This is a genomic window from Amycolatopsis sp. NBC_00355 (assembly GCF_036104975.1).
Classification (GTDB): domain Bacteria; phylum Actinomycetota; class Actinomycetes; order Mycobacteriales; family Pseudonocardiaceae; genus Amycolatopsis.
The window spans coordinates 8,892,660-8,909,264 of record NZ_CP107982.1 but is presented as its reverse complement, the minus strand read 5'-3'; the positions used below and the strand labels follow the sequence as shown (position 1 = coordinate 8,909,264).

At 71.1% G+C, this 16,605-nt stretch carries 16 protein-coding genes; 6 read left to right on the top strand and 10 right to left on the bottom strand.

From position 1 onward, the window contains the following. The first annotated feature begins 26 nt into the window (after positions 1–26). Positions 27–1,718: a DUF2079 domain-containing protein gene (locus tag OHS18_RS41225; protein WP_328614434.1), complete on the top strand. Its 1,692-nt coding sequence runs from the start codon at positions 27–29 to the stop codon at positions 1,716–1,718. A gap of 7 nt (positions 1,719–1,725) precedes the next feature. On the opposite strand, the gene OHS18_RS41220 is transcribed toward OHS18_RS41225, so the two are convergent. Together OHS18_RS41220 and rlmN are read right to left on the bottom strand one after the other, a co-directional pair. Next, on the bottom strand, positions 1,726–1,998 hold the full coding sequence (locus OHS18_RS41220; protein ID WP_328459029.1) for a hypothetical protein: 273 nt from the start codon (positions 1,996–1,998) through the stop codon (positions 1,726–1,728). A 31-nt stretch (positions 1,999–2,029) separates the two neighbouring features. Beyond that, positions 2,030–3,136, bottom strand: a complete 1,107-nt coding sequence (gene rlmN, locus OHS18_RS41215; protein ID WP_328459030.1) for a 23S rRNA (adenine(2503)-C(2))-methyltransferase RlmN — start codon at positions 3,134–3,136, stop codon at positions 2,030–2,032. A gap of 122 nt (positions 3,137–3,258) precedes the next feature. Here rlmN and OHS18_RS41210 point away from each other — a divergent pair, with 122 nt between their 5' ends. After that, the gene (locus OHS18_RS41210) at positions 3,259–4,452 is read left to right on the top strand and encodes a nucleotide disphospho-sugar-binding domain-containing protein (protein ID WP_328614433.1); all 1,194 of its coding nucleotides are present in this window, start codon (positions 3,259–3,261) and stop codon (positions 4,450–4,452) included. A 107-nt stretch (positions 4,453–4,559) separates the two neighbouring features. Further along, a complete protein-coding gene (locus OHS18_RS41205) occupies positions 4,560–5,171 on the top strand; it encodes a hypothetical protein (protein ID WP_328614432.1) in 612 nt (203 codons plus the stop codon). On the opposite strand, the gene OHS18_RS41200 is transcribed toward OHS18_RS41205, so the two are convergent. Beyond that, a complete protein-coding gene (locus OHS18_RS41200) occupies positions 5,168–7,477 on the bottom strand; it encodes a transketolase-like TK C-terminal-containing protein (RefSeq protein ID WP_328614431.1) in 2,310 nt (769 codons plus the stop codon). The genes OHS18_RS41205 and OHS18_RS41200 overlap by 4 nt on opposite strands. A 106-nt stretch (positions 7,478–7,583) precedes the next feature. Next, the gene (locus OHS18_RS41195; protein ID WP_328443220.1) at positions 7,584–8,069 is read right to left on the bottom strand and encodes an Lrp/AsnC family transcriptional regulator; all 486 of its coding nucleotides are present in this window, start codon (positions 8,067–8,069) and stop codon (positions 7,584–7,586) included. Between the two features lie 111 nt (positions 8,070–8,180). Between OHS18_RS41195 and OHS18_RS41190 the strand changes: the two genes are divergently transcribed. Beyond that, positions 8,181–8,816: a PadR family transcriptional regulator gene (locus tag OHS18_RS41190; protein WP_328443221.1), complete on the top strand. Its 636-nt coding sequence runs from the start codon at positions 8,181–8,183 to the stop codon at positions 8,814–8,816. Here OHS18_RS41190 and OHS18_RS41185 read toward each other — a convergent pair. Then, complete coding sequence (locus tag OHS18_RS41185) at positions 8,753–9,565, bottom strand: class I SAM-dependent methyltransferase (RefSeq protein WP_328614430.1); 813 nt, start codon at positions 9,563–9,565, stop codon at positions 8,753–8,755. The genes OHS18_RS41190 and OHS18_RS41185 overlap by 64 nt on opposite strands. A 112-nt stretch (positions 9,566–9,677) precedes the next feature. Between OHS18_RS41185 and OHS18_RS41180 the strand changes: the two genes are divergently transcribed. Beyond that, positions 9,678–10,523, top strand: coding sequence for a VOC family protein (locus tag OHS18_RS41180; protein ID WP_328443223.1), 846 nt, complete (start codon positions 9,678–9,680; stop codon positions 10,521–10,523). Here OHS18_RS41180 and OHS18_RS41175 read toward each other — a convergent pair. Then, positions 10,511–11,836, bottom strand: a complete 1,326-nt coding sequence (locus tag OHS18_RS41175) for an MFS transporter (protein WP_328614429.1) — start codon at positions 11,834–11,836, stop codon at positions 10,511–10,513. The two genes, OHS18_RS41180 and OHS18_RS41175, sit on opposite strands and share 13 nt — an antisense overlap. A gap of 94 nt (positions 11,837–11,930) precedes the next feature. On the opposite strand from OHS18_RS41175, the gene OHS18_RS41170 reads away from it, so the two are divergent. Beyond that, a complete protein-coding gene (locus tag OHS18_RS41170) occupies positions 11,931–12,896 on the top strand; it encodes a LysR family transcriptional regulator (protein WP_328614428.1) in 966 nt (321 codons plus the stop codon). Here OHS18_RS41170 and OHS18_RS41165 read toward each other — a convergent pair. The 4 genes from OHS18_RS41165 to tsf all read right to left on the bottom strand — a co-directional run bounded on the left by OHS18_RS41165 (position 12,846) and on the right by tsf (position 16,600). Beyond that, positions 12,846–13,640, bottom strand: a complete 795-nt coding sequence (locus OHS18_RS41165) for a phosphatidate cytidylyltransferase (protein ID WP_442875446.1) — start codon at positions 13,638–13,640, stop codon at positions 12,846–12,848. The genes OHS18_RS41170 and OHS18_RS41165 overlap by 51 nt on opposite strands. A gap of 674 nt (positions 13,641–14,314) precedes the next feature. Beyond that, positions 14,315–14,872, bottom strand: coding sequence for a ribosome recycling factor (gene frr, locus OHS18_RS41160; RefSeq protein WP_247062391.1), 558 nt, complete (start codon positions 14,870–14,872; stop codon positions 14,315–14,317). A 50-nt stretch (positions 14,873–14,922) separates the two neighbouring features. Then, positions 14,923–15,666: a UMP kinase gene (pyrH, locus tag OHS18_RS41155; protein WP_247062389.1), complete on the bottom strand. Its 744-nt coding sequence runs from the start codon at positions 15,664–15,666 to the stop codon at positions 14,923–14,925. A gap of 118 nt (positions 15,667–15,784) precedes the next feature. Continuing rightward, positions 15,785–16,600, bottom strand: coding sequence for a translation elongation factor Ts (tsf, locus tag OHS18_RS41150; protein ID WP_328443226.1), 816 nt, complete (start codon positions 16,598–16,600; stop codon positions 15,785–15,787). Positions 16,601–16,605: the final 5 nt, after the last annotated feature.

The window sequence follows — 16,605 nt, the reverse complement described above, 5'->3', positions numbered from 1 at the left end:
CAGCCACCCGTTCCGGCAGGAGATCCATGACCCAGCCAGCGCTCGCCGACGCCCCCAGCCCGGACGTCACCGCGCCGATTCCGCGCATCACGGCACCGGTCCGCAGCCGCGCGTCGTGGCGGCCGCGCGTCGTGGCGTGGTGGTTGTTCGCGGCCGTTCCGGTTGGCCTGGCTCTGCTGGCCGCGGTGCGCGCGCCGCGGATGCACGTGCTGCTCGACTACTGGCACGTGTTCGCCAAGATCACCGACGACAACGGCAACCTCCTGCTCGGACAGGTGTTCACCTATCACCTCGATCAGCCGTTCGTGGTGCCGTCTTTGCTGTTCTACGTGGATGCGGCGTGGTTCGGCGGCGACAACCGCGTCCTGACGGTCCTGACCATCGCCCTGCTCGCCGTCGTGGTGCTGTCGCTGCGGTCGATGCTGCCGCGGCAGCTTTCACCGACAGCCCGCGGCGCCTTGACCGCGGCCATGACGTGGCTGCTGTTCAGTTCTCACGCGACCGAATTGTGGTTGCAGAGCACGAACGGCATCAGCTGGGTTCCCGCGATCACGTTCTGCGCGATCGCGATTGCTTGCGCCCACCGCGGCAGCCTCGCGCTTGCATCCGGCGCCGCAGTTCTCGGGTGCCTCAGCTTCGGTGCGGCGTTGCCGATCTGGTTCGTGATCGCCTTCATCCTGTGGCTGCGCAAGGAATCCCGGCTCCGCGTCGTGATCCCGGCCGCGGTGGGCATTGTCATCATCGGCGCGTGGTGGCTGACCAAACCCGCGGGAACCCAGTCGGGTGCGACCGACGCTTTCGACCCGGACGGGCGTCTGTCGGTCATCACCGCAGCCGTCGGTGGATTGTGGTCGGTCGACGTCGCCGTCGTCGCGGTGATCGCCGGCGGACTCACGATAGCCCTGCTTACCTTGCTGTTCAGCCGAACGCTCACCAACCGCCGTCAGAGGACGGTGGACGACGACGCGGGCTGGCTCGGCTTGACGCTCTACGCGTTCGCCCTGGCGCTGATGCTCGCACTGGGACGGACCACCACCAACGTCCCCGGCGGCAACGTCGGACTCATCAGCCGCTACGTCCTCGTCGCCGCGCTGGCCACTATCGCCCTGGTCGTGCTGACCACTGTGCACCGTCCACAGTGGTCACGACGCTATCTCGCGGTCGGTGTCGTCGCGCTGTCCCTGGTCACGCACGCGATCGGCGGCGGCAAAGCCGACCAGGTCCGCCGCAGCTACGCTCCGCTCAATCTTGCCGCGGTCGCCCTCCGCGTCGACGCCCCGGCGGCGCTGGACGCACTCCACATCCAGCGCGGCGCAGTGCCCGCAGCCCGAGCGCTGCGAGCGTATCCGTTCACCGATGCCTTCACCCTCGGCTGCCACGGGCCCGAACTCGGCAGCCACCTCGATCTCACGACCGCACAACCGCTGACTGCCAACGGCCCCGGCACCGCCCACGGGGCACTCGACACTCCAGCCACCGGCGCCGGGACCATCAGCACCGGTTGGGCCGTCATCAACGGAACGCAGCCGGACTGCATCCTCGTCGCCGACGAGACCGGCACGGTTACCGGCGGAGGCATCACTGGCCTGCCCCTCACCGCTGGGCAAGCCACAACAGCCTCAGCCGGCGCGACAGCCTGGCAAGCAACTGCGGGCGCCACGAACGGAGCTCTCACAGTGCTCGCCGCCCAGGGCGGACGCCTCTACCGAATCAGCTGACCAGAGGTCAGCGATCAAGCCACGGAGCCAGCAGCTTCTCCAGGTCAGCGTCCGACAGCGCCCGCGGCCCACCGTGGAACTCATGCCACCGCGACGCGTCACACGCCGCCGTGTACTCCACCTCGAACGCACGCATCAGCACGTACATGAACGTCACCGAACTGAACCGCTCACCCAGCAACGTCCGCGCCTCACGAGCCACCTCGGTGGCACCGCGACCGCACACATCCCCGAGCCGAAGCTCGTCCGCAGCCGGATCCAACAGGCTGGGGGCATACATCACGACAAACTCTCCATCACAGAAACGAAACTCAACCTTCGGCAGCGAGCTGACCGCAAGCAGCCGCGATCTCCTGGCCGCGCGTGTCACGCACCGTGCAGGCTACGCCCCCGGCATTCACCAGCCGCACGAACTCCCGCTCCACCGGCTTCGGCGACGCGTCCCACTTCGAACCCGGCGTCGGGTTCAACGGAATCACGTTCACATGCACCAGCTGACCCAAGTGCTTGCGCAGCCGCTTCGCCAGCAACTCCGCCCGCCACGGCTGGTCATTGATGTCCCGGATCAACGCGTACTCAATGGACACCCGACGACCGGATGTGTCCGCGTAGTACCGGGCGGCAGAGAGCACCTCGTCGACCGACCAGCGCTCGTTCACCGGCACCAGCGTGTCCCGCAGCTCGTCATCCGGCGTGTGCAACGACACCGCCAGCCGCACCTGCATCTTCTCGTCCGCCAGCTTCCGGATCGCCGGCGCCAGACCCACGGTCGACACCGTCACCGAACGCTGCCCGATCCCCAGCCCACCCGGCGCCGGATCCGTGATCCGCCGCACCGCGGCCACCACACGCTTGTAGTTCGCCAGCGGCTCACCCATGCCCATGAAAACGATGTTCGACAGCCGGCCGGGACCACCGGGCATCGCCCCGTCGCGCATGACCGCCGCCGCCGAACGGACCTGGTCCACGATCTCCGCCGTCGACAGGTTCCGGTCCAAGCCGCCCTGGCCGGTCGCGCAGAAGGGGCACGCCATGCCGCAGCCGGCCTGGCTCGAGATGCACAGCGTGGCGCGGTCCGGGTAGCGCATCAGGACGCTCTCCAGCAGCGTGCCGTCGTGGGCTCGCCAGAGCGTCTTGCGCGTCGCGCCCTTGTCGGCCTCCAGCGCGCGGACCTCGGTCAGCAGCGTCGGCATCAGCTCCTCGACCAAGCGAGAGCGCGACGCCGCCGGGATGTCGGTCATCTCCGCCGGGTCGACCGTCAGGCGCGAGAAGTAGTGGTTCGACAGCTGCTTCGCGCGGAACGGCTTCTCCCCCAGCTCGGCCACCGCGGCCGCGCGGTCGGCCACCGAAAGGTCGGCGAGGTGGCGCGGCGGCAGGCCGCGCTTGGGGGCGTCGAAGACGAGCGGAAGGGCAGTCATAACCCACCCAGTGTCCCACGCGGCATCCGGCACCACCCAGGCCACCCGGACGGCTGTTCCCCAGGTCACGGCCGAGCGGAAACCCGGCTGCGGGCCCCGGCGGGTTCTGGGAGGCTCGCCGGGTGAAGATCCTGTTCGCGACCGCGCCCGGCTACGGGCTGACGCTCCCGCTCATCCCCCTGGTCTGGGCCGCGCGGGCCGCCGGGCACGAGGTCCTGCTCGCGACGTCGGCCGAGATGGTCGACGCCGGCGCGCGGGCCGGGCTGCCGACCTTCGACGTCTTCCCGGAGCGGGACGTCTGGACCGACCTGATGGACACCGTCGCCGGCAAACCCGAGGACGAGTTCCCCGAGGAGTACCGGCTGGCCAGGCGGGCGGGCAACCCGTTCGCGTTGTTCACCGTGACCATGACCGAGGGCACGATCGAGGCCGGCCGGCTGTTCGGCGCCGATCTGGTCGTCCACACCTCCGACCACCCCGCCGGGATGCTCGCGGCCGAGGCCCTCGCCGTGCCGGCGCTGGAGGTCGGCAACCGGATCTCGTGGTCGGTGCGCGACGCCAGCTGGCGGGCGGAACACCACGTCTTCGGCGAGGACGACGTCAGCGCCTTGATGCGGAAGAAGCTCGGGATCGGCGACGCGAAACCGCACCTGCTCGCCAGGGTCGACCCGCGCGCGCCCAGCATGGGCGGGCTGGCCGCCGGCGAGGAGCACCCCGACGAGCGCGACGGCGTCCCGTGGTGGCCGATGCGGTTCGTGCCCTACAACGGCGGCGCCGTCGTCCCGGACTGGGCGCTGCGCCGCCCGGAGCGCCCGCGGATCGCCGTCACGCTGGGCACGGTGGTGCCGGTGATGTCCGGGGTCAGCAGCCTGGCCGTCGTGCTGGAGGCGCTCGGCGCGCTGGACGTCGAGGTCGTGCTCGCCGCCGGGACCGCGGACCTGACCGAGCTCGGCGAGCTGCCGGCGAACGTGCGCTCGGTCGGTTACCTCGCGCTGTCGGCGTTCCTGCCGTCCTGCTCGGCGATCGTGCACCACGGCGGGTCGGGCACCACGGCCGCGCCGCTGTTCTACGGGGTCCCGCAGCTCGTGCTGCCGTCCTTCGCGGACAACCCGCTCTCCGCGCAGCGCGTCGCCGACCGGGGCGTCGGCCTCACCCACGATCCGGCCACGGTGGACGCCACCACGGTGCGGGCGCTCGTGGAACGGCTGCTCACCGAGGACGGCTTCCGGACGGCGGCCCGTGAGGTCGCCGCGGAGATGGCCGGCCAGCCCGGCCCCGCCGACGTCCTGGCGCGCGCGGTCGCCGCACTGGGCTGACTCGGGTGGGTGAACACACCTGAACGGACCGCCCTAATCTGACCGGGATTCACAGCGAACCGGACGGGCCGTTCGTGAGTCCAAGGACGGACGAAAGAGGTGAGCCCGTGCGGAGCCGTTCCTTCCGGTGCAGTGTCCTGGCCGTTTCGGTGGTGCTGAGCGCCGCCGCCTGCACGACGTCGACGGCCGGTCAGCCCCAGGCGGTGCCGACCGTGACGGCGGCCGCCCCCGCGGGGGACCGGATCGACGTCGGGACCATGCACGTCACGCTCCCGCAGGGCGCGAAGTACACCGCGCACAGCCAGGACGGCCTGCTCGACGGCTGCCTCACCGAAGGCACCGTGGTCTGCGAAGCGCGGCTGCTGGACCTGCGCGAAGCCACTTCGGACCCCAATGCGCCCATCAACCTGCCGAGCGCGAAGCGGCCCTTCGGCTGGTACACCGGCACCGACGTGCCGACGTGCATCACCGCCGCGTCGCCGCCCGGGGAGGCCTCGGTGGCGACGGGCAGCAACCTCGTCGAGTCCGGGTTCAAGCCGGTCGGGACCAAGAACGCGGAGTACGGCGCGTGGCAGGTCAGCTGCGAGGACACGACGCAGAACAACAAGGTCCGCATGTGGTGGCTGCCGACGAGCAAGATCCTCGTCGTCGAGTACGGGTCCTTCGAAGGCTGGGACGCCAAGATGGACACGCTGCTCTCCGGCGCCACGTTCTCCTAGCCGGCGACGTCCAGCGCCGCGCGGATGATCGCGTCGGTGTCGATGCCGTGGTAGCGGTAGACCTCCTCCAGGGACCCGGACTGGCCGAAGCCGGTGACCCCCAGGGTCGCCGACGGGACGCGGTTGATCCCGGCGAGGAAGGCCAGCGTGTGCGGGTGCCCGTCGAGGACCGTGACCAGCGGGCAGGCCCGCGAAGCCGGGAAGACCTGGTCGAGGATCCAGCTGTCGCCGCTCCCCTGCCCGGCCCGCGCGCGTGTCGCCTCGAACAGCAGGCCCGGGCTCGTCACGCAGACGACGTCCGCCTCGACGCCGACCTGCGCGAGCCGCTCGGCCGCCGCGAGGGTGTCCGGCAGCAGCGCGCCCATCGCCGCGAGCGTGACGACCGGCGCGGAAGCCCGGCGCAGCAGGTACGCGCCCGCCACGACCTGGCGGCGACGGCGTTCGCGCGCGGCCGGGTCGGCCGGGACGTCGGCGAGCGTCTGGTCGACCGGACGCGTGGAGAGCCGGAAGTACGACGACGTGCCGCCCGGCTTGCCCAGCCGGCCCAGCGCGGCCAGCAGCGTCCACTCGGTGTCGATCGCGAACGCCGGTTCGTAGCTGACGCAGCCGGGCTGCTCGATGCCGATCGACGGCGTGGTGATCGACTGGTGCGCGCCGCCTTCCGGGGCCAGCGTGACGCCGGACGGCGTGCCGATGAGGATCGACTGGCCGCCCGCGTAGATGCCGAACGACCACGGCTCGAGCGCGCGCTCGACGAACGGGTCGTACATCACGCCGATCGGCAGCAGCGGCTCGCCCCAGCGGCTCCAGGTGGCGCCCAGCTCACCCAGCAATCCGACCAGGTTCGTCTCGGCGATGCCCAGCTCTACGTGCTGGCCGGTGGGCTTCTCCCGCCAGTGCATGATCGTCTCGGGGTCGTCCTCGAACCAGTCGCGGCGCTCGATCGCCGACCAGACGCCGACCTTGTTGACCCAGCCGCCGAGGTTGGTCGTCGAGCTGACGTCGGGGCTGACCGTCACGACACGCTTCGCCGCTTCGGGCGCTTCGCGCGTCAGGTCGAGCAGGACGCGTCCCAGCGCCGCCTGCGTCGTCGCGGTCCCGGACGGCGTTCGGCCGATGTCGGCCGGCAGCTCCACCGAAGGCACGGCAGGGACGTCCGGCCGGCGAAGGCGTGAAGCGACTTCGGTGCACAACGCGGCTTCGGACGACTCGTCCGCGAAGCCCTGCCACGGCGCTGAAAGATCCGTACCCAGCGAAGCCGCGAGTTCTTCCATCTGCGCCACGGTCAGCAGGGACGAGTGGTTCTGCGGGTGTCCCTGCGTCGGCAGGCCACGGCCCTTGACGGTGTAGGCGAAGATCACCGTCGGGCGGCTGTCCGAAATGGACGCGAAGACCTCGTCGAGCGAGCCGAGGTCGTGCCCGCCGAGGTTGCGGATCGCGGCCAGCAGCGTCTCGTCGTCCAGCGACGAAACCAGTTCCGCCACCTTGGCGTCGCCCGCCGGCAGCCGGTCACGCAGCTGCGCGGCGTCACAGCGCAGCAGCCGCTGGTACTCGGGGTTCGGCATCCCGTCGATCCGCGCACGCAGCTCCGCGCCACCGGGCCGGGTGAACAGGTCTTCCAGCAGCCGCCCGTACTTCAGCGTCAGCACCTGCCAGCCGGCCGCGTCGAACATGCCCTGCAGCCGCCCGGCCGCGATGTTCGGCACGACGCGGTCCAGCGACTGGCGGTTGAGGTCGACGATCCAGACGATCTCGCCCAGCTCGGCCACGGCCGGGTCGAGGATGGCCTCCCAGATCGCGCCCTCGTCCAGCTCGGCGTCGCCGACCAGGGAGTACTGCCGGCCGGTGCCCGCGTCACGCCCCCGCGTCGTCAGGTAGCGGCGGGCCAGCGCGCCCCAGATCGGGGCGGTGGCGCCGATGCCGACCGAGCCGGTCGAGTAGTCCACCGGGTCGGGGTCCTTGGCGCGGCTCGGGTAGCTCTGCAGCCCGCCGAACTCGCGCAGTGTCGGCAGCCAGGCCTCGTCCAGCTCGCCGAGCAGGTAGTTGATCGCGTGGAGCACCGGCGACGCGTGCGGCTTCACCGAGACGCGGTCCTCGGGGCGCAGGTGCCGGAACCACAGGGACGTCATGATCGAGACCAGCGACGCGCACGACGCCTGGTGCCCGCCGACCTTGAGCCCGGACGGGTTGGGCCGCACCCGGTTGGCCTGGTGCACGATCGCGGTGGCGAGCCACAGCACCCGCCGTTCGATCGCGGCGAGCTCGGCCGAGCCGGTCGCCGGAGCGGTCGGGGAGGTCTGGGTCATCGTCGACACCTTTCGTGCAGGAAGCGTCACCAGGACAGCACTGGCAGACGCATCGCACAACCGATGCCGCGCGGACTGCGCAGAATGCACGCCGCCGGGGGACGGCTCAGGTCTCCGGCTGGGCAGAATGCACGCGCTCCAGCAGCGGCTTCAGCCGGTACGGGACGAGCTCCCGCATGACGAGCGAGATGTTCGTCCGCTCGACACCCGGCGAGGCGAGGATGTGCCCGGCGATCCGGTAGAGGTCGTCCGCGTCTACGGCGACGACCTGCACCATCAGGTCGCTCGCCCCGGTCAGCCCGCAGACCTCGGTCACCTCGGGGATCACGGCGAGGGCGTCGGCGATCTCGGCCAGGCGCCGCTGGTCGACCTGCGCGTTGACGAACGCGCGCAGCGGGTAGCCCAGCCGCGCCGGGTCGATGCGGCGCTCGAACGACTCCAGCACGCCGCGCTGTTCCAGCCGCGCGAGCCGGGCCTGCACCGTGTTGCGGGACAGGCCCAGCCGCTCGGCCAGCGCGACCGCCGTCGACCGCGGGTCCGCGCCCAGGGCCAGCAGGAGCCGCGCGTCGATCTCGTCGATGGTGTCGGGCACGCCGCCGATCTTCGCAGGCCGTCGTGAGCGGTGTCACGAGCAGGCGGTTGCCATCCGACTGTTTCCGATATATCGTGAACGTGTCGCAACAGTTCGAGAAAGGAACACGACATGCGTAGGCAACGACACCCCTTCACCCAGGAACATCCCTTCGCCCGTGAACGCGGGCGCACTCCCTTCGGTGGCTTCGGCGATTTCCCCCCGGGCTTCGGCCCTGGTGGCGGACGCGGCCGAGGCCACGGTCCGGGCCGGCGAGGCCACGGTGGCCGTCGCAGCCGGCGCGGTGACGTCCGCGCCGCGATCCTGGCGCTGCTCGCCGAGCAGCCCCGGCACGGCTACGAGATCATCCGCGAGATCGGCGAGCGCTCCGGCGGCTTCTGGCGACCGAGCCCCGGCTCGGTCTACCCGACGCTGCAGCTGCTGGCCGACGAAGGCCTGGTCATCGGCAAGGACGAGCACGGCAAGAAGCTCTTCGAGCTGACCGACGCCGGCCGCACCGCCGCCGAACAGCAGGACAGCACCCCGCCGTGGGAGCAGATCGCGCAGGACGTCGACCCGTCCGAGGTCGGGCTGGCCAAGGCGGGCAAGAACCTCGCCGCCGCCGTCGTGCAGATCATGCGCGCGGGCTCCGAGAGCCAGCAGGCCCGTGCGGCCGAGGTGCTCAACGACGCCCGGCGCTCGCTCTACGGCATCCTCGGCGAGGACGAGGACGAATCCTCGGCTCCGTCCGAAGAGACCGCGGAGTGACCAGGCAGGACGAGGCCGGTGGGCTTGACCCGCGTGTGCACGCGGTAGCCCACCGGCAGCGTCAGGTCGGTCTCGCGATTCCCGTTACGCTGCAAGGACTTCGCGATCGCCTGTTCGGCGATCGGTTTGCTGAACTCGATCTTCAGCACGGCTTCGAGGTCCCCGGCGGTCGCGAAACGCCACTCGGTGGCGACCCGGCGGCACGCGAACCCGGCGCGGGCGAAGAACCGTTCGACCGCGACCGGGTCGTAGTGCGGTAGGTCGGCGCGCATCCAGCCGCCGTAGGGCTCGCTGGTCGCGTCGAGGTCGACGATGAGCACCACCCCGCCCGGCCGCAGCACCCGCTCGGCCTCCGCCAGCCCGGGCTCGCACCCGGGCCCGAAGAAGTACGCGGTGCGCGCGTGCACGACGTCGACGCTCGCGCTGCGGACCGGCAGCCGCTGGGCCCGGCCCAGCCGGACATCCACGTTCTCCAGGTCCTTCACCCGCTTCAGCGCGTCCCGCACCAGCGGCTCGTGCGGCTCGATCCCGAGCACCGACCGGGCGTCCCGCGCGAACCACGGCAGGTGGTAGCCGTCACCGCAGCCGACGTCCAGCACGTCCCGGCCGGCCCAGTCGTACTCCCCGCGCAGCGCGCGCCAGATCTCGCCGCCGCTGTCCTGCGCCCGGTTCTCCAGCTCGTAATCGGCCTGGTAGTACCAGATGTTCGGGCTCGGCACGACCTCCGCGCGCCGGGACGAGAACCGCACCGCTGCTCCTTCCGGGGCCTACTTCGCCGGCAGTGATCCTCCGGCGACGAATTCTTGGCGGAAACCTTACGGATCACGCCTAGAATTCGGTGGGTCTCGGGAGGAGCACTACATGGCATTCGGCCCGCCCAGTACGCCGTCCCCGGTCCCGGCCGGAATTCCGTGCTGGATCGAACTCGCCTGCCGCGAGCAGGCCGTCGTGGAGAGATTCTACGGCGATCTCTTCGGCTGGATGTACGCCACTCAACGGGATCCCGCGACGTCCGACGGACGTTACGCGATCGCGACGCTCAACGAGCTCCCGGTCGGCGGGCTGTACCGCGCCGCCCAGGGCGCGCCGTTGGGCTGGATGCCGCACATCTCCGTGCCGCACACCGCGAGCGCGGCCGAATGGGTGGAACACCTCGGCGGCCGCCTGACGCTCGGCCCGATGCCGATCCCGCAGCGCGGAACGATCTTGCACGCCTACGACGCGTGCGGCGCGCCGGTGGTGTTCTGGGAGGTCCCGCCGGACTGGGAGTTCGTCACCGGGATCCCCAACACCTTCAGCGGCGCGGACCTCAACACCCACGACGGCGTCGCGGCGGATCACTTCTACACCAAGCTGTTCAACTACTCGAGTCACCAGATCGGCGACGGTGAATCGCTCGACTACGCCGAATGGCTCATCGAGCACCAGCCCGTCCTGTACCGCTACGTGATGGGCTCGGAGTACACCCTCGACACCCCGCCGCACTGGCTCGTGTACTTCGACATCGACCCGGCGCGCGGTGTGGACGCCGTCGCGGGCGAAGCGCTCATGCACGGTGGCACCGTCGTGATCCAGCCCTACGACACCCCGTTCGGCCGGATGGCGATCCTCGCCGACCCGGAGGGCGCGGTGTTCGCCGTGATCGACCACTCGCGCATCGCCGAAGGCTGGGGCCGCGCCGAAGTCGACGACCCCTACGACGACTGACGCCCGAGCAAAGCCAGCACCACCACGAGCGCGTAGCCGCCCGCCACCAGCCACATCCCGGTGGCGGGCAGCAGCGCGCCGACGAGCGCGACCCCGATCGCGCCGCCGGTCTGGCGGGACGCGTTGAGCACGCCGGCGGCGAGACCGGCCTTGTCCGGCAAGGAGTTCACGGCCAGCGACGTCATCGCGGGCATCGCCAGCGAGCAGCAGCCGAAGACCACCGAGACCAGGACGAACGCCACGAGCGCCCGGTCCGCGGGCAGCAGCGCGAAGCCCGCCGACCCGGCCAGCCCGGCCAGCGCGCCCGCGATCATCGGCACGCGCGGGCCGAGCCGCCCGGTGAGGCGTCCGCTGAAGAACGCGTTGAGCCCCACCGCCATCGTCAGCGGCACCATCGCGAGACCGGCCGCGAGCGCACCCAGTGACCAGGCCCGTTGCAGGTACAGCGCGAGCGCGAAGAGCGTGCCGTAGAGGCAGAAGTTGAACAGGCCGCCGATGCCGGTCGCCACCGCGAAGTTCCGGATCTTCAGCACACCCAGCGGCAGCACGGGATCGGGCACCCGCCGTTCGACGGTCACGAACACCGCGCCGGCCACCACTCCCCCGGCGATCAGCGCGAGCGTCGCCGGCGCCGTCCACCCCGCGTGCCCCGACTCGATGAACCCCGCGACGAGGCACGCCAGCGCCGCCGTCCCGGTCAGCTGCCCGGCCAGATCCAGCCGGGTCGACGCGTGCCGCGGCGGCTCGGCGACCGCCCGGCGCGTCAGGACGATCGCGACGATGCCCACCGGGACGTTGACCGCGAACACCAGCCGCCAGTCGGCGAGGCCGACGGCCAGCCCGCCGAGCACCGGCCCGGCGGCGAGGCCGACGCCGCTCATCCCGCCCCACACGCCGAGCGCGCGGGCCCGCTCCCGCGGGTCCGGGAACTGGTGGACGATCAACGCCAGCGAAGAAGGCAGCAGCGCGGCCGCGCCCGCGCCCTGCACGGCCCGCGCGGCGATCAGCCAGGCGGCCGAGCCCGCGAGCGCGCAGGCGATGCTCGCGAGCACGAAGACCGCGACCCCGACCTCGAAGACGCGTCGTGACCCCCACCGGTCGCCGGCGGCGCCCCAGGTGAGCAGGAACGCGGCGAGCGTGACGGTGTAGGCGTCGACCACCCACTGCAGCGCGGCGGTCGACGGCTCGCCGAAGTCGGCGCCGATCGCCGGGAGCGCGAGGTTCACGATGGTCGCGTCGAGGGTGATCATCAGGAAGCCCAGGCAGACGGCGGTGAGCGCGAGCTTGGCCGGGGCGCGGGTTTCGGTGGGCACGCCCCGAGTCAAACCCCCGGACACTTCGGTGGTCCACGAACCATCGCCTACGTCTGGTAGGCGGAACCTCCCACCGCAGGTCTACCGTGCCGTCATGGAACTACGGCAGCTCCGGTACTTCCTGGCGGTCGCGGAGGAGCTCCACTTCGGCAGGGCGGCCGAGCGGCTGCACATCGCGAGCCCGTCGCTGTCGCAGCAGATCAAGAAGCTCGAACGGGACCTGGGCGCGGCTCTGTTCGTCCGCGACCGGCGGCACGTCGAGCTGACCCGGGCGGGAGCGGCGCTGGTCGGCGACGCGCGGCAGATCCTGGAGCTGGCCGACGCGGCCGGGCGCCGGGTCAGCGGCACCGCGCGGACGAAGCTGCGCCTCGGGCACGTGAGCTGGCTGCCGGCCGAGCTGACGCAGCTGCTCGGCGACGTCGTCCGGCTCGACGAGTGGGTGCTGCCGTCGCACACTCAGGTCGTCCGGGTCGCCGAAGGAACCCTGGATCTGGCGCTGGCCTGGGTGGACACCGGGCGTCTTTCGTCCCTCGACCTGGTCGCGCACCTGGTGCGGATCGAGACACTGCCCGCAATCCTGCCGGGTGACCACCGTTCGGCACGGGCCGAGGTGGTGCCCGCGCCGGCGGTGTCCGTGCTGGTGGATTCGGACCAGTCGTCGTGGCTGGCGTGGAACGAGTTCGCGCTGGACTACGCGGCGGCGAGCGGCGCCCGCGTCGTGCACATCGACGACGGCGGCGTCACCGGGCAGGCGTTCTTCGACCACGTGACGCGGCTGCGGGTACCGGTGCTGCAGTCGCCGAAACGGCACACGGCGCCGTTCCCGCCGAGCCTGGTGCGGCGCCCGATCGGCACCCCGGGCCCGGGCTGGACGTGGTCACTCGTGCACCGGCGCGACGACGACCGGCCGGAGGTCGCCCAGGTCGTCGAGCGGGTGCTGGGCCTGCGGGCGACGATGCGCTGGGACGAGCCGGGCGCCTGGTTGCCGGCGACCGACCCGCACCGCGCGTCAGCCCAGCGGCACGAACGCCGAGAGCAGCAGCCAGGACACCACGGCTGAAGGCAGCAGCGAGTCGAGGCGGTCCATGATCCCGCCGTGCCCGGGCAGCAGCGTGCCCATGTCCTTGACACCGAGGTCGCGCTTGATCAGCGACTCGACGAGGTCGCCGAGGGTCGCGGTCAGCACGATCGCGACGCCGAAGATCACGCCCTGCCAGACGTGGCCGTCGAGCAGCAGGCTGAGCGTCAGCACGCCGGCCACGACGCCGCCGACCACCGAACCCGCGAAGCCTTCCCAGGTCTTCTTCGGGCTGATGCTGGGCGCCATCGGGTGCTTCCCGCCGAGCACGCCGGCGATGTAGCCACCGGTGTCCGAGGCGACCACGCCGATCAGGAAGGTCAGGACGCGCCCGACGCCGTCCGAAGGCGGCACGAGCATCGCCGCGAACGCGCCGAACAGCGGCAGGTAGGCGGCGGCGAACGCCGACGCGCTGATGTCGCGCAGGTAGCCCTTCGCGCCGCCGGGCAGCCGCCAGAGCAGGCAGGCGAGCACGGTGAGGACGAACGCCGTAAGCGCGCCTTCCCGGCCGAACGGCCAGGCCAGCCAGATCATCGCCTGCCCGCCGACCAGCACCGGGATCACGGCGATCCGGGTGTCGGCGACCCGGCGCAGCACGCCGGCGAACTCGAAGGTCCCGACCGCGATGGCGACCGCGATGATCCCGATGAAGATGAAGCGCACGGTGAGCAGGGAAACGATGATCGCGGCCCCGAGCAGCAACCCGACCCCGATGGCCGCGGGCAGGTTCCGGCCGGCCTTGGAGCCCTTCTTGGCTTCGGGCGCCGCAGCGGCTTCAGCCGACGCAGCGGTCCCAGCCTCGGCAGCACCGTTCGGCCGCGCCGACCCCCGGGAGGCGGCAGCGCCCGACCCGGCTCCGGCCGAATCCGCGGATTCCGGTGCGGCAGTACCGTTCGGCCGGGCCGAGTCCGGCGAAGCCGGCCCGGCTTCCGCCCCAAGCTCGTTCGGCTCGCCCGATACTGCTCCGGCAGTCCCGGCCGGCTGGGCCGATCCCGGCGCCGCCGAGCCGTTCGGCTGAGCCGATGCCGCCCCGGCCGGCTGAGCCGATCCTGCCCCGGCAGCCCCGGCCGGCTGGGCCGATCCCGGCGCCGCCGAGCCGTTCGGCTGAGCCGATGCCGCGCCGGCAGACCCGGCCGGCTGAGCCGATCCTGCCCCGGCAGACCCGGCCGGCTGAGCCGATCCCGGCACGGCCGAGTCGTTCGGCTGAGCCGATGCCGCCCCGGCGGTCCCGACTGGTCGCACCGATTCCGGCGAAGCCGCTCCGGCCGGCACACCATTGCCGGCCGGCTGGGCCGATGCCGGCTCGCCGGGCGTGGCCGGCTCCGGCGTCCCGGGACCGGCGACCGGTTCTTCGCCGGTGCCGTCCACCCGGTCCTCGCGTTCCTCGCTCACCTGTGCCATCAGACCTCGAGCAGCTCGGCTTCCTTGTGCTTGACCAGCTCGTCGACCTTGTGCGAGTACGTGTCGGTGAGGTTCTGCAGTTCCTTCTCGGCGCGCACGACCTCGTCCTCGCCCGCTTCGCCGTCCTTGCCGATGCGGTCGAGCTCTTCCTTGGCCTTGCGGCGGATGCTGCGGATGGTCACCCGCGCGTCCTCGCCCTTGCCCTTGGCGACCTTGACCATCTCCTTGCGCCGCTCCTCGGTGAGCTGCGGGATGACGATCCGGATGACCTGGCCGTCGTTGCTCGGGTTGACCCCGAGGTCGGACTCGCGGATGGCCTTCTCGATGGCGTTGAGCTGGGTCTGGTCGTAGGGCTTGATCAGCGCCATCCGGGCTTCCGGCACGTTCACGCTGGCCAGCTGGTTCAGCGGCGTCGGCGCGCCGTAGTACTCGACCACGATCCGCGAGAACATCGACGAAGTGGCCCGGCCGGTGCGCACCGACGTCAAGTCGTCCTTGGCGACGGACACCGCTTTTTCCATCTTCTCCTCGGCATCGAGGAGGGTCTCGTCGATCACGGCTACTCCCGTTGTTGTGATGGTGTGGCGCCTGGCTGATCCCAGCAGGTCTAGGCAGGTACCCCGTCGGCGGGGGTACAGACCAGGGTCCCGATTCTTTCACCACTCACCGCGCGGGCGATGTTCCCCTCGGTGAGCAGGTTGAACACGATGATCGGCATGTTGTTGTCCATGCAGAGGCTGAACGCCGTCGCGTCGGCGACCTTGAGGTCCCGCTCCAGCACCTCGCGGTGGGTGATCTCGCGGAACATCTCGGCGGTCGGGTCGCTCTTCGGGTCCGCGGTGTAGACGCCGTCGACGGCCTTCGCCATCAGCACGGCTTCGCAGCCCAGCTCGAGCGCCCGCTGCGCGGCCGCCGTGTCGGTGGAGAAGTACGGCATGCCGACCCCGGCGCCGAAGATCACGACGCGGCCCTTCTCCAGGTGCCGCTCGGCGCGGCGCGGGATGTAGGGCTCGGCGACCTGGCCCATCGTGATCGCCGTCTGGACGCGGGTGGGCAGGCCTTCCTTCTCCAGGAAGTCCTGCAGCGCCAGGCAGTTCATCACGGTGCCCAGCATCGCCATGTAGTCGGCGCGGTCGCGGTCCATGCCGCGCTGCGACAGCTCGGCGCCGCGGAAGTAGTTGCCGCCGCCGATCACGACGGCGACCTGGACGCCGGTGCGGGCGACGTCGGCGATCTGCTGCGCGACCGAGTGGACGACATCCGGATCGACGCCGATCGAACCGCCACCGAACATCTCGCCGCCCAGTTTCAGCAGCACCCGCCGGTAGCCACCTTCGACCCGGTCACCCATCTATGTCGCCTCCTAGGCCGTTCGGCCCTCGAAAAATCTTCTTCTGGACCCGACAGTGCCCCGTCCCCGATGGACGGAGACGGGGCACTGGGGATGAAACCTACGCCCGGACCTGGCCTCAGGCCTGGCCGACCTCGAAGCGGGCGAACTTCGTGATCGTCACGCCGGCCGCGTCGAGCAGGGCCTTGACGGTCTTCTTGTTGTCCTTGACCGACGGCTGCTCGAGCAGGACGTTGTCCTTGTAGTACGCGTTGACCTTGCCTTCGACGATCTTCGCCATCGCCTGCTCCGGCTTGCCCTCTTCACGGGCGGTCTTCTCCGCGATGGAGCGCTCGTTCTCGACGATCTCGGCGGGCACCTCGTCGCGGGTCAGGTACTTCGCGCGCAGCGCGGCGACCTGCATGGCGGCGCCGCGGGCGGCCTCGGTGTCGTCACCGGTGAACTCGATGAGCACACCGACGGCCGGCGGCAGGTCCGAGCCGCGGCGGTGCAGGTAGTTCGTGGTCTGGCCCTCGAAGGACACGACGCGGCGCAGCTCGAGCTTCTCGCCGATGCGGGCGGACAGCTCCTGCACGACCTCGTTGACCGTCTTGCCGTCCAGCTCGGCGCCCTTGAGGGCGTCCACGTCGCTGGTCTTGAGGGTCTTCGCGACCTCGACGATCTTCGCGGCGAGCGCCTGGAACTCGGCGTTCTTCGCGACGAAGTCGGTCTCGGAGTCGAGCTCGATCAGGACGCCGCCTTCGCCGGCGACGAGGCCTTCGGCGGTGGCGCGCTCGGCGCGCTTGCCGACGTCCTTGGCGCCCTTGATCCGGAGGAACTCGACGGCCTTGTCGAAGTCGCCGTCGTTCTCCTCCATCGCCTTCTTGCAGTCCATGAAGCCGGCGCCGGTCATCTCGCGCAGGCGCTTCACGTCAGCGGCGGTGTAGTTCGCCATTCTGC